The sequence below is a fragment of the Agrobacterium sp. CG160-95 genome, from assembly GCF_053521725.1.
Map to the genome: position 1 here is coordinate 117,280 of NZ_JBNWDU010000003.1, position 13,663 is coordinate 130,942.

A 13,663-nucleotide genomic window follows, 5' to 3' on the forward strand; every position below is an offset into this window, starting at 1 on the left:
AACTCACCTCAGTTTCGGATTGAGCGCATCGCGCAGCCAGTCACCCAGAAGGTTGACGGTGACGACGAGCAGGCAGAGCTGGAAAACGGGAAACAACACGATCCACCAGGAACCGGAAAACAGGAACTGGTTGCCGATGCGGATCAGCGTTCCGAGCGACGGCTGGCTGGGTGGCATGCCGATGCCGAGGAACGACAACGTCGCTTCGGTCAGGATCGCCATGCCGAAGTTGAGCGTGGCGGCAACCATGATCGGCGTCAGCGTATTGGGCAGAATATGGTTTGCCATGATGCGGCGCGCGGGAACGCCGATCAGCTTCGCTGCCTGCACATAGTCCTTGCCGGTTTCGACAATCGCCTGGGCACGCACGGTGCGCGCATATTGCACCCAGGCGGAAAGCGCGATGGCGAGAATGAGCACGGCAGACGCGCCGACCTCGCGAAGATTGTCCGGAAGCATCTGTCTGACGACCGTGGAGACGAGAATTGCCACCAGAATTGTCGGAATGGAGAGCGTGATATCGCCGATGCGCATCAGGAGATTATCGGCAAAACCGCCAAAATAACCGGCGACAAGCCCGGCAGTCATGCCGATGACCAGGGAAAGTGCCACCGAGGCAACACCGATGACGATCGATATGCGCGTGCCGTAGAGGATAGCGGAGAGCATGTCGCGCCCTTGCGTATCCGTGCCGAGCAGATAGGGCCATTCGCCGCCCTCCTGCCACACCGGCGGCAGTTCGGCCTTCCACATGTCGAGCGACGCGCCGTCATAAGGGTTCTGCGGTGCGATCAGGGGCGCGAAAACGGCGGCGAGGATGAGGACTGCAAGGATCAGCGCGCTGATCTTGGCCGATCTGCTGTGGCTGAACGACCAGTAGAGATCGCTGTTGCGTATGCGCTTGATGAGCGACGGGCGGGCAGGTTTTGCCGTTTGCGGAAGGTCTGTGGCCATGAAACCGGCTCCCTTCGGTTAGCGCGCAGTGCGCAGACGCGGATCGATCACCGCATATGCAATGTCGACGAACGTGTTGAGGACAACGAAGATGAAGGAAATGATGCAGAGATAGGCCGCCATGACGGGGATGTCGAGAAACGTCACCGCCTGTATGAACAGCATGCCCATGCCCGGCCACTGAAACACCGTCTCGGTGATGAGCGCAAAAGCGATGAGCGAACCGACATTCATCGTCGTCAGCGTCACAACAGGCATAAGACAGTTGCGCAGCGCATGGCGGAAATAAATGCGCCAGCGGGGAATGCCGCGTGCACGGGCGAACTTCACGAAATCGGACCGCAGCACCTCCAGCATCTCGGCGCGGACCAGACGCATGACGAGCGTAATCTGGTAAAGCGAGAGCGCGATGGCAGGCAGAATGAGTGCGGCACGCCCCGATGAGGTGAGCAGGCCGGTGGACCACCAGCCGAGCTGCACGACATCACCGCGACCAAAGGCCGGCGCCCAGCCGAGGCTGACCGAAAAGACGAGAATAAGCAGAATGCCGACAACGAAGCTTGGCAGCGAGACGCCGACAATCGACAGGAATTGCAGGCCCTCCGTATACCACTTTCCGCGCCTGATCGCCGTCAGCACCCCGAGCGGCAGGCCGACGACAAGCGATATGATCGTGGCCACCAGAACCAGTTCCAGCGTGGCTGGAAACCGCTCCGCGATTAGCGGCAGCACCTGCTGGCCGTTGCGATAGGAAACGCCGAAATTGCCCTGGGCGGCATCTTTGACAAACCGCAGATATTGCGTTGGCAGACTGTCGTTAAGACCAAGACGCTCACGCAAGGCGGCGCGATCTTCCTGCGATGTCTGCTCCCCCACCATCAGCTCGACGGGGTCTCCGGCAAGCCTGAAAATGAGAAATGCAATAAGCGCGACGGAAAGCATGACCAGAATGGCATTTCCCATACGCTTGATGATGAAAACCAGCATTGTAACCTCTCGGATGCAAACCCGTGGCCAAAAGGCAGGCAGGTTTGCCCATTTTTGCAAGAGACGGGGTACGGGCCGCATGCGCCCGTAACATTGTCAACAATTGCACCGGCAGCGGAGCATTCAGGGAGGCGTTCAGCGAAATGCCCAATGCCTCCCTGATATTCCGGATTACTTGCCGACCTGCGTCAGCCAGTGGCGCGGCTTGTTGTCGGCGCGGAAATCAACGCTCTTGACCTTTCCGAGCATGGCCCAGGCGATGGGCTGCTGGTGCAGCGGAACAAGCATCGTCTCGTCCTTGGCGATTTTCAATGCAGCTTCTTCAAGCGCCAGACGCTTGGTATTGTCCTGCTCGTGTGCTGCCTGATCCACCAGCTTGTCGATCTCGGGGTTAGACCAGCCGCCATAGTTGGATACGCCCATCGCGCCCTTGCGGGTCGACAGGATCTGCGACAGGAACGAGAAGGCATCGAGCGTGGGCTCGTTCGCCCAGCTGAGGTTGAAGACATCGGCCTTGCCACCATTGCGCTTGGGAGACTGCACCGAACGCGGGGCGATGTCGATTGTCGGCTGGAAACCGCCGCGTTTGAGCATGTTGGCAACGCCGGAGCAGATGTCTTCCTCGTTGATGCTTTCGTCATTCATGCAGGTATAGGTGAATGCAAGGTTCTTCATACCTGCATCGGCAAGCAGCTTCTGCGCCTTTGCCGGATCGGCAGGCTGGTAGGTATCAAGCGACTTGGCGTAACCCGCAATCTCAGGCGCAATAAGCGAGCCGGACGGTCTTGCAAGATCGCGCATGACCTTCTTGTTGATGAGATCACGATCGATCGACGCCTCGAATGCCTGGCGAACGCGAAGATCGTTGAAGGGGTTGGGCTTGCCGTCTTCCAGCTTTTCGCGGCGATTGAAGCCGATGAACAGCGTGCGCAGTTCGGTGCGCTTCTTCACCGTGATGTTCGGCGAGGATTCCAGACGCGGCAGATCCTGGATCGGTGCGGAATCGATCAGGTCGATTTCGCCGGAGAGCAAAGCTGCAACGCGGGTTGCGGCCGAGGCAATCGGCACGAATTCGATGCGGTCGAGATTGTGTTTTTTCTGATCCCACCAGGCATCGTTGGCGACAAGAACCGTCTTGCTATCGGGAACGCGGCTCTCAAGCTTGAACGGGCCGGTGCCGTTGGTGTGCATCGTCGTGTAGCCATCGACCTTGGAAGCGAAGTCGGTCGGCTTTTCGCTGTTGTTATCTTTCAACCACTTGGCATTGAAGATGAAGATATTGGTGATGTCGTTGAGGAAAAGCGAAGTGGGCGCGGTGACGTTCAGATCGACGGTGTAGTCATCGACCTTCTTCACGCCGGCGAAAACCGGAATATTGCCGCGCAATGGCGAGGTGGCATCCGAAGCGCGCGTGAAAGATGCAACGACATCGTCAGCGGTAAACTCAGCACCGTCGTGGAACTTCACACCTTTGCGCAGGGTGAAACGCCATGTTTTTTCATCAACAAGTTTCCACTCCGTCGCAAGCGCCGGCTCAATCTTGAAGTCCGGCCCGTAACGCACCAACCCTTCATAGATATGATTTAGGAAGGCAAGCTTGGAGGTGGAAGGCACCGAATACGGATCAAGCGAGTAAAGATCCGCGCGGCCGCCCCAACGCAAGGTTTCTGCGTTTGCGGGAACGGCAATGGCGGCGGCGGCCATGGCGGCCAGAACGAAACTTCTAATTCGGGACATTTGATCCCCCCTTTTTATAAATCATTGGATAGCCGGCAGACCTACCGGCCGGACAAGGCGGAGTATTGTTTCGCACAGGCGTATTGTCAATAATATTGTTGACAATTATCGTATCCAAAATCGCGAGGTTCTGGATACAAGCTACGCTTCAATGAGGGAGAGGACGAAATGGGGAATTTTCTGCTGCTGCACGGCACGATGGTGACGGTGGATCGTGAAAGACGCATCATCGAGGATTGTGGCCTTGCCATTCAGGGCGACCGTATTGTCGACATCGGTACAGCAGCGGAACTGGCGCCACGTCACACCGACAAGCAGATCATAGATTGCCGGGGAAAACTCATCATTCCCGGCCTCATTGACGCCCATGGCCATGCAGGGCACGCGCTGATCCGCAGCATTGCGGCCGACACCAACGCCGTTTGGATGAAGGTCGTGACGCCGACCTACTATCACTACGTCACACGCGATTACTGGTATGCGGACGGCCTGGTCTCCGGCATCGAGCGGCTTCGCGCCGGCGTGACGACAGGTGCCAGCATCATCACCTCGATGCCACGAGCCGACGACCCCGTCTTTGCCATCAACCACGCCCGCGCTTATGACGAGATCGGGCTTCGTGAAATCATCTGCGTTGGACCTTCCGGCCTGCCCTGGCCGCACCCGGTGACCCGATGGGAAAGCGGCTCTCCGGAGCGCCGAAATGTAAGCTTCGAGGAAATGATCGAAGGCAGCGAAGCCACGATCGACGCCCTGAACGGAACGGCAGACGGACGCATCAGTGTTTTTCTGACACCTTTTACCATCGTTCCCTCGGTGGAACCCTCCAACGCTTCAAGCCCCGACCAGGCGGTGAAACTGACGGAAAACGACCGCATGCAGGCGCGCCGAATACGCGAGACGGCCCGGAAAATGGGCGTCAGGCTGCATTCGGATGCATTTGCGGGACAAATTCGCATGGCGTTTCAGGATAAGGAAAATGCGCTTCTCGGCCCGGATATCCACCTCCAGCACTGCTGGGGCATCTCGCATGAAGAAATCGACATTCTGGCGGAAACCGGCACGCGCGTGACCCACGCCCCGCCGGGCCGCTCGACGCCGATCATGGAAATGATGTCCAAGGGGATTCGAGTCGCCATTACCACCGATGGCGCAGCACCCAGCCGTCACTTCGATATGCTCCAGACCGCCCGACTTGCGCAGTTCACGCAACACCTGCTGCACAATCACGATCGCTACCTTTTGCCGCCGGGCAAGATATTCGAAATGATCACCATCGACGCCGCCCACGCCATCGGCATGGAAGATGAAATCGGCTCGCTCGAAAATGGCAAAAAGGCCGATGTCGTCGTCATCGACATGCGCAAGCCACATCTGATGCCGATGTGGATGCCGGTGCACCGTCTCGTGCATCAGGTTCTGGGAAGCGATGTCGACACCGTTTTCGTCGATGGCAAGATGCTGATGGAAAACGGCCGTGTTCTGACGACCGACGTCGATGCGGCTCTCTCCTTTGGACAGGAAGAGGCACTGGCACTCGCCGCCCGCGCGGGTCTTGAAGCGCATATGCATGATCCGGGCTGGGGACGTTTGCTGCGAACCTTCGAAGAGCCAGTGCACCCTCCCCAGCTGCCCGCCGCGGTGCTTGGCCGGTAGTATGGAAATGCGGCCTAGAAGCTGGTCGACGCGTCACGCGCTTTCAATTGCCAGCAATGACATTGTTGACAAAAAGTCGTTCGGTCTTTCGTCAAAACAAAAACTCCCCGGCCTGGAGGGTTCCGGGGAGCAAACCTGACTTTCATGTCAGGAACTTTGACTGGATTTAGTTACTCACCCGCTCGAGAGCGGGGTGGATCTGAGTTATCTAACCCGGTTTAGGCTTTTTTTGATTTATTAGAAGCCGCGCTGAAGTCGAACGAGACCTGTCCATTGTTCAGCGACGAAATCGCGGTCAACATAAGTTGCTCCCACCTTCGCAGAGAAGCCGTCCGTGATCTTGTAGTCTACAGTCACGCCAGCGCGCAACTCGTCAGCATTGCCCCACGAATTCGTAACCTTGTAGGACTCAGTCAAATCGCCACCCGACACGTCTGTGCTATAACCTGTCAGAGCGGTGCCCGTTCTAGCCATGTTGCCGGAATATTGAATGCTTGGCGTAATTGTAAGTTTCTCAGAGGCTGCAATAGCATATTCCGCCGCTACTGCCCATTCAGACTCAGCGTAGTATGCATTCGCGCCGGAAGCCCAAACGCCTGCAAGACCCAGTTTACCAGGACCGATATCAGCAGTTGCGATCAGACGAAGAGCACCTTCTTCGAGTTTGGTATCGTAGCCGCCTATGAGTTGAAGCGTCGCGGCTCCAAATTTCGCGCCCAGACCTCCAGCAATACCGAAGTTATTGTCGCTCTCCCTCGCTCTTACACTGTAGACCTTACCGGTTATCCCGCTTGTTACCCTTCCTCCTGTGAGACGGCCGAACTGGGTTCTTGTACCTTCCAGTTCATCTACGGAAACGCCGGCCCAGAAAGAGCCTGCATCATATATGTAACGAGCGGAATTAAATTTCGCATTTGTGGAGAGCACGTCTGTCTCACCAGAAAGACCGTCATCCCACCAACTAGTGAACTTACCGACTTTGATACCAGCAAGCTCAATGAACGCTTGATCTACGAAAACTGACGAACCATCAGTCGACGAGACCGAGTTAGCGCCCCTATCGGCGTTACCTTGGAAACCAATATATCCACGCAAAGCGCCGAGTTCGGTGTCGGTGCGAGTATCAATATTGAACTGGGCGCGCGTGAAGGTGTCCCAATCAGATCGACCGGACTTGTCGCGACCAAAGTCGGTCTGAAAACGGACATAACCGTCGAACTTCAGGCAAGTTTCGGTGCCGGGGATGTAGAAGAAGCCGGTGCCGAAGGCGTCGCAGACGCGAACATATTCCATGGGCTCGGGTTCGGCAGCGACGATAGCGTCAGCGGCCTGTGCGCCGGATACTGCTGCGAGAGCGGCAGCGGTGCCGATGAGGAGGCTCTTGATGTTCATTTTTAATCTCCAGTCAAAAATTTTTCAACGAATGCGCAAAACCGAGGGCTGGTCTTTTCCCTGCCGCCCGCTTCTCTGCGCTGATCCAGCAAATGGCAGAAATTACGGGAGACTCGCAATTCAAATCTAAAGAATACAAATACACTTAGAGAATACATTCAAATCACGTAGTAAAATTACAACAAATTAATAGTTTAATATATAATATATAAATGTTTTATTTAGTGATTTCGATATTTATTACTTAGTTATAGCGCAAATTATTTCTAATATTTTTGAATTATAATACTAGAACAAACTTGCGCCCAATCCCGCAATCGCTTGGGAAAGGCATCAAGTTTCATGGATGAAGATGAGGGGATGCGGGCTTTTAATGCCGCGTGGGGTCGCAAGAAGGGTGATATAGCCGCACTCCCTCCCGACGCCACTACGCGGCAAAGACAGCGCAACGTGCCTTCCGCCAATTCGCGCCCGGCGAATCCGGTTAGAGGCAGGCCACCGAGGTGGGAATTATTGCATGTCGTTCGATAGACCAGCGGGGAAAGTCATCATATTCCCCAACATTGCCTCGATCGCATCCGCCTGCACCGGGCGGCTGAAGTAATAACCCTGCCCATAGGGGCAGCCGGCAGCGCGCAGAAACGCTGCCTGCTCGCCGGTCTCGACGCCTTCGGCAATGACATCGATGCCCAGAGACCCCGCAAGCTGGATCATGATGGAGACGATGGCGCTGTCCTTGGTTTTTTCCGGCAGATGGGTGAGGAACGACCGATCTATCTTCATGCACGACAGGGGGAAGGTCTTGAGCATGCCGAGACAGGAATAACCAATGCCGAAATCATCCAGTGCCAGGCTGACGCCCATCTCCTTGATGACGCGCATGATCCGCACGGATGTTTCCACATCCTGAATGATGAGGGTTTCGGTGATCTCAATTTCCAACAGAGACGGTGCAAGGCCGGATTGCGTGAGCGCAGACCTGATCTGCTCCACAAGGCCGCCCTGAAATTGCCTGGGTGAAATATTGACCGCCATTTTGACGGGCGGCAGCCCGGCATTGCACCATGCCTGCGCCTGAAGGCAGGCTTTCTTCAGAACGCTTTCCCCAAGTTCCACGATGAGGCCGGTTTCTTCCGCAAGGCCGATGAATTCCGCGGGGCCGAGCAGACCTTCCACCGGGTGCTGCCAGCGCACCAGCGCCTCCACGCCGCTGACGCGACCGGTCAAAAGATCGACCTGCGGCTGATAGTGGAGAACGAACTCATCTCTTTCTACCGCCTTGCGCAATTCCTCGATGCGGGTGAACTTCTTCCTCAGATCATCCGCCATGCGCGGCGTGAAGGTTGCAATGCCATCTCGCCCGCTATGCTTGGCCTCATACATCGCAAGATCGGCCGCAGCGACAATTTCCGCCGTGGTTTCCCCGTGCTCCGGGAAAAATGCCATGCCAATGCTGCATGTGACCTTGATATCGTAGTTGCCGAGGCGCAGCGGCTGCGAGACCGCAGCCCGGATATGTTGCAGGCGGCTTTCGAAATCGTCCTTCTGCTTATGCAGAATGATGACGAACTCATCCCCGCCCACCCGCAGCACCAGATCGTTTCGACCGAGACTGCGCGAGATGCGCTCAGCCGTTTTGGACAACAAAGCATCGCCAACGCTGTGGCCGAGCGTATCGTTGATCTGCTTGAAATTATCGAGATCGAGAAAGCCGATGCCGACATGCCGCTTCGCTTTTGCCGATGCTGCCAGTATTTCCGGCAGTCTCGTATCCAGAAAGCGGCGATTGGGCAGCCGTGTCAGCATGTCGTGATCGGCAAGAAACGCGATATGTTCCGCCGCCCGTTTGCGATCGATCGCAAGACCCGCCATGCGCGCGGCGGCGGCGATGAACTCCAGAAGCCCCGCATCCGGTTTGCGGCCCGCCAACATGCACCAGACGAAACCGTGCGCATTGCCTTCGCTGGCGGGAATATCGAAACTGAAGGCCACATTACCGGCGGGATAGGTCAGGCTTTCGGGATCGCTGACGCTGGAGATGAGTGCTGTCACCCCCGCATGCTGTGAAAGCGCCGGTGAGGCATAGACCGAGGGTTCGCCGGCCGCGGCATCGAATACGCGAACAGCGCAGGCAAGACCTGTAGCGAGGTTTTCGATGGCTTTCACGAATTCTTCGAGAAAATCCTCGATACGCGCCGCCCCAACAATCATTTCGAGAATATGCGCCTGCGCCTGAAGCAGTCGCTCCGAGGCTTTCTTCTGGGTAATATCCCTGGATGCACCAACCACACCGATGATCGCGCCGTTCTTGTCCTTAAGCGGCACGCGCGACATCATCAGCCAGCGGTCGATATCGCCGCGCATTGCGCGTTCCTCAAAACCGAGATCCGGCTCTCCCGTGCGCATCACCCGCGCCTCGGTCTCTGGAATGCCGGCACGCTGCGCCGCATCGCCGTTAATATCGTAATCGGTGAGACCGATCAGTTCCTCGACTGTGTCAAAGCCGTTTTCGGTGACGATGGCACGGTTGGCGAAGAGAAAGCGGCCTTTCAGGTCCTTGGCGTAGATGAAATCCGGCACATGATCGATCATCGCTTCAAGCAGCGCATGCCGGTCGGATGGCGGCGCATCGGACTTCGTCCGCGGCGGCCGGTTCTGCAAGCGTGACTTCGGGCCTTTGGAACGCAACTATCCGCCTCGTTACTGTATAAGGAGGCATAATAGTAGGATTATACATATTATATAAATATGAACGACGGCGGGGGATTGAAGCGAAATGGCGCGACAAATACCGCGCGATCAGATTGTCGGCAAAGGCAAAACCTCTCCTGCAACATGCCAGCCTTGAGCCGGCATTGAGCCACGGCGCATCTGCGCCGTGAAGCAAGCTTTTCCCATTCAATACTTCATAGCACTGAACCGTGAGCTGCAGGACTTCGTAGTCAATCTTATGAGCTGCAACGGCTGCAGCGTTTGACTGCAACCGTCAATTGCTTATCCATCACACGACAGGTGTGGGGAGCTCTTTACCGGCAAAATGCGCGTCGAGATTGGCGAGAACCAGATCGGCCATGGCGCGCCGGGTCTGGTGCGTGCCGCTGCCGATATGCGGCGCGAGCGTGACGTTTTCGAAGGTGAAAAGCGCCTCCGGCACACGTGGCTCATCTTCAAAGACGTCAAGCGCTGCGCCACCGATCGTGCCACTCGAGAGCGCCTCGACCAGTGCCTTTTCATCCACAAGCGAACCACGCGCCACGTTAACGAGCACACCCTGGGGACCGAGAGCCTTCAGCACATCCGCATTGACGATATGACGCGTTTCGGCGGTGGCGGCGGCGGCGATGATCAGCACGTCGCAATTGGCGGCCAGCGCTTCGATGCTGTCGTGATAATCATAGGGAACATCGCGACGGTTTCTGGCGGTGTAGGAAATGCGCGCATCAAAGCCTTCCAGCCTTTTGGCGATCGCCTGACCGATGCGGCCAAGGCCAAAAATGCCGTAGCGGCGGCCGGCCACACGGGTGGAAAGACCCATATCACCCTTCAGCCACTGCCCCGTGCGCACATGCTGGTCAGCCTGCGGCAGCTTGCGCGCCTGCGCCAGAACAAGACCGAGCGCGAGGTCAGCGACATCCGCCGTCAGAACATCCGGTGTGTTGGAAACGCGGAAACCGCGTCGCTTGGCTTCCGCCAGATCCACCTTGTCGAAACCGACGCCGTTGATGGCGACGATCTCGAGATTGGGGAGTGCGGCGCCGATATCCGCCGGCAGGCCGATATGGCCACCGGTGACGACGCCGCGGATTGCAGCACCCTTTTCAGAAAGGAACGCCGCCTTTTCTGCCGCCTCAAACAGGCGATGAACAGTGAAGCGCTGCGCGAGTTCTTGTTCCAGTGCCGGGATCAGCGGGCACAGTTGTACGATTTCAGTAGTCATGGATATGTCCTTGTGGATCAGGCGCTATTTCACATCGGCCTTGACGAATTGCCGGAGTTCCGGTGTTTGCGGATTGGCGAAGAGTTCTGCCGAGCGGCCCTGTTCCCAGATCTTACCCTTGTGCATGAAGATGGTTTCGGTCGCCACACGGCGTGCAAAGGCCATTTCATGGGTAACAAGGATCATGGTCATGCCGCCCTTGGCGAGGTTTTCCATGACCGTCAGCACTTCCTCCGTCAGTTCGGGATCGAGTGCAGAGGTCACCTCGTCGAACAGCATCACCTTCGGCCGCATGGCAAGCGAACGGGCAATCGCCACGCGCTGCTGCTGGCCGCCGGAAAGCTGGTCGGGATAGGAATCGAATTTCTCCGACAGGCCGACGAGTTGCAGAACCTCGCGGGCGATGTCCTTCGTTTCCGACTTTGCCACGTCCTTGACGATGCGCGGAGCGAGCATGATGTTTTCGCCGACCGTTAGATGCGGGAAAAGATTGTAGCTCTGGAAGACGATACCGACATCGGTGCGCAGCTTGCGCAGCGCCGTAGCATCTCCGCCCAGCGCATGGCCGGCAATTTCGATGCGGCCCGAATTGATCTTCTCCAACCCGTTCATGCAGCGCAGCAGCGTGCTCTTGCCGGAGCCGGAGCGGCCGATGAGGGCGAAAACTTCACCACGGCCGACCGTCAGCGACACGCCTTTGAGGACTTCCAGAGCGCCAAAGCTCTTGTGAACGTTTTCAACGATTACTTCCGGCATGAAGCCTCCTTTCCAGCCAACGAGACAGCTGGGACAACGGGTAGCAGACGATGAAATAAAGCACGGCCACCGCGACGAAGACGCGGAACGGCTGGAACGTGGCATTGTTGATAAGCTGCCCCGCTCTCGCCAGTTCGACGAAACCGATGATCGATGCGATGGACGTATTCTTGACGACCTGAACGGCAAAACCGACGGTCGGCGGCAGGGAAATGCGGATCGCCTGCGGCAGGATGACGTAGCGATATTGCTGGGCGCGGGTGAGAGCCAGCGACTCGGACGCTTCCCATTGCTGCTTCGGCACCGCCTGGATGCAGCCGCGCCAGATTTCGGCGAGATAACCCGACGTATAGATCGTCATCGATGCGCCGGCGGCAATCAGCGGTGGCAGTTCAAGTCCGGCAAGGCTTAGGCCGTAATAGGACAGGAACAGGATCATCAGCACCGGAATGCCCTGGATGACCTGGATATAGGTGCCGGCAGCGATACGCAGCGCCTTCAGATCCGAGGTGCGGGCAAGCGCCACGAAGAAACCGACGAGGCCGCCGCCGATGAGCGCAATGATCGTCAGAAGCACGGTCCATTGCAGGGCGGTGAGCAGGAAGCCGAACTCGTTCCAGCCGAAAGTTCTGAGTGTCATGACTGCACCTCCGGCAAGGCGGTCATCGTCTTGCGCGCCACGCGGCGGCCGAACAGCCACATGCCGACAAGGGCAAGGATGAGCCGCAGGCTGAGCGCCAGCGCAAGATAGATGAGCGTGACGACGATATAGACCTCGAAGGAGCGATAGGTCTGCGATTCCACGAAGGCAGCGGCGGCCGCAAGCTCATGGGTGGAGATGGCCGAACATATGCTCGATGCCAGCATCATCAGCACGAACTGGCTGCACAGCGAAGGATAGACCTTGGCGATGGCAGGCACGATGATGACGTGACGATAGATCTGATATTTGGTGAAGCCCAGAGCCTCGCCCGCCTCGATCTGCGACTTGTGAACCGCCTCGATGCCGGCGCGGATGATTTCCGTGGAATAGGCGGCAAGATTGATCGTCATGCCGATCAGAGCTGCCGTATCGGCTCCAACGCGAAAGCCGAGCCCTGGCAGACCGAAATAGACGATGAAAAGCTGCACCAGAAATGGCGTGTTGCGGATCACCTCAACATAGCCGTCCACGATAATGCGGACGATGCCGCCATTGATGGAACGCAGCGAGGCTAAAAGAATGCCGAAAGCGCAACCGAGCACGATGGAGAGGACCGATAGCTTGATCGTCAGCCATATGCCGCTCAACAATTCGTTCTGATATTGGGCAAGTGCGCCGAATTGAAATGTATAGGACATGCGTCACTCCGTGGACATTTCCCGGCCCGCCGGAATTTCTCCCGGCGGGCGCGTTGAATGGCTCAATCAGAAGCTTGGCAGTTGCGGCAGCGGACGGCCGGTCCACTTCACCGAGATGCGGTCGAGATCGCCCGACATCTTCATGAGATAGATGGAGGTGTTAAGCCACTGACGCAGCTCGAAATCCTCAATCTTCGTCGCCATGGAATTGCCCTGCTGGAAGAAGGTGAAACCGACCTGCAGACCGGCTTCCGGACGCTGCTTGATGATCGCCTCACCCACCGTGGACGGCAGGGCGACGGCATCCACCTGACCGGCAAGCAGAGCCTGGGCACTGGTGGAATCGTCTTCGTAGACGACGATTTCGAGACCTTCGACATTGGCCTTGCGCAGCGCGGTTTCCTGCGAGGAACCGCGATTGACCGAAACGCGCTTGCCCTTGAGGCTATCAAGATTTTCGAATTTCTGGTCCTTGCCGGAGATGATGTCCATGTTGAAGGCGCTGTAGGGCTGCGTGAACATGACGGTCTTGGCGCGTTCACCGGTCGGGGCGAGCGTCGCGACAAGGAAATCGACCTTGCCGGTCTGGAGCGCCGGAATGCGGGCCGGCGGCGTCAGCGGCACCAGTTCGACCGGCAGCGACAGGTAAGAGCCGATCAGATTGGCGACATCAACGTCATATCCGGAAGGATTGCCCTTCTCATCCACCATACCCATCGGCGGCGCGCCGGTGAGAACGCCGATCTTGACCTTGCCCCGCGCGGTGATCTCGCTGAGCGAGACGGCATGGGCCGAAGTGGTCGCGGCAAGCGTTGCTGCTGCAACACCGACTGCGACGGTTATGTTCTTCAAAAATCTGGAAATGCTCATGGTTTCTCCTCCAACCCTTTTATTTGCCGTCCG

General features: G+C 57.4%; 11 protein-coding genes. 1 reads left to right on the forward strand and 10 read right to left on the reverse strand.

Translation table 11 applies throughout. The annotated features are described in order from the left end of the window. Positions 1-3 precede the first annotated feature (3 nt). The 3 genes from ACQZ63_RS11995 to ACQZ63_RS12005 all read right to left on the reverse strand — a co-directional run bounded on the left by ACQZ63_RS11995 (position 4) and on the right by ACQZ63_RS12005 (position 3,678). Positions 4-954: an ABC transporter permease gene (locus ACQZ63_RS11995; RefSeq protein WP_038495432.1), complete on the reverse strand. Its 951-nt coding sequence runs from the start codon at positions 952-954 to the stop codon at positions 4-6. Between the two features lie 18 nt (positions 955-972). Beyond that, positions 973-1,941, reverse strand: a complete 969-nt coding sequence (locus tag ACQZ63_RS12000; protein ID WP_004431345.1) for an ABC transporter permease — start codon at positions 1,939-1,941, stop codon at positions 973-975. Between the two features lie 171 nt (positions 1,942-2,112). Further along, a complete protein-coding gene (locus ACQZ63_RS12005) occupies positions 2,113-3,678 on the reverse strand; it encodes an ABC transporter substrate-binding protein (protein ID WP_448799190.1) in 1,566 nt (521 codons plus the stop codon). A 168-nt stretch (positions 3,679-3,846) separates the two neighbouring features. Here ACQZ63_RS12005 and ACQZ63_RS12010 point away from each other — a divergent pair, with 168 nt between their 5' ends. Further along, positions 3,847-5,334 carry an amidohydrolase family protein gene (locus ACQZ63_RS12010; RefSeq protein ID WP_448799191.1) on the forward strand — a complete coding sequence of 496 codons (1,488 nt, stop codon included), beginning with the start codon at positions 3,847-3,849 and terminating at the stop codon, positions 5,332-5,334. Between the two features lie 237 nt (positions 5,335-5,571). Here the strand turns inward: ACQZ63_RS12010 and ACQZ63_RS12015 are convergent, their stop codons facing one another. The 7 genes from ACQZ63_RS12015 to ACQZ63_RS12045 form a co-directional block, all read right to left on the reverse strand. Next, positions 5,572-6,726 (reverse strand): porin, encoded by a 1,155-nt coding sequence (locus ACQZ63_RS12015; protein ID WP_448799192.1) that lies wholly within the window; start codon positions 6,724-6,726, stop codon positions 5,572-5,574. 510 nt (positions 6,727-7,236) lie between these two features. Continuing rightward, positions 7,237-9,387, reverse strand: coding sequence for a putative bifunctional diguanylate cyclase/phosphodiesterase (locus ACQZ63_RS12020; RefSeq protein WP_448799298.1), 2,151 nt, complete (start codon positions 9,385-9,387; stop codon positions 7,237-7,239). Positions 9,388-9,727: 340 nt separating this feature from the next. Continuing rightward, positions 9,728-10,663, reverse strand: a complete 936-nt coding sequence (locus ACQZ63_RS12025) for a 2-hydroxyacid dehydrogenase (RefSeq protein ID WP_013761076.1) — start codon at positions 10,661-10,663, stop codon at positions 9,728-9,730. Between the two features lie 24 nt (positions 10,664-10,687). Beyond that, on the reverse strand, positions 10,688-11,419 hold the full coding sequence (locus ACQZ63_RS12030; RefSeq protein WP_004431334.1) for an amino acid ABC transporter ATP-binding protein: 732 nt from the start codon (positions 11,417-11,419) through the stop codon (positions 10,688-10,690). After that, positions 11,400-12,059: an amino acid ABC transporter permease gene (locus ACQZ63_RS12035; protein WP_003505666.1), complete on the reverse strand. Its 660-nt coding sequence runs from the start codon at positions 12,057-12,059 to the stop codon at positions 11,400-11,402. Before ACQZ63_RS12035 ends, ACQZ63_RS12030 begins: the two co-directional genes overlap by 20 nt. After that, positions 12,056-12,760 carry an amino acid ABC transporter permease gene (locus tag ACQZ63_RS12040; protein WP_004431329.1) on the reverse strand — a complete coding sequence of 235 codons (705 nt, stop codon included), beginning with the start codon at positions 12,758-12,760 and terminating at the stop codon, positions 12,056-12,058. The genes ACQZ63_RS12035 and ACQZ63_RS12040 overlap by 4 nt, the downstream gene beginning before the upstream one ends. A gap of 66 nt (positions 12,761-12,826) precedes the next feature. Next, on the reverse strand, positions 12,827-13,630 hold the full coding sequence (locus tag ACQZ63_RS12045) for a transporter substrate-binding domain-containing protein (RefSeq protein WP_173997801.1): 804 nt from the start codon (positions 13,628-13,630) through the stop codon (positions 12,827-12,829). Positions 13,631-13,663: the final 33 nt, after the last annotated feature.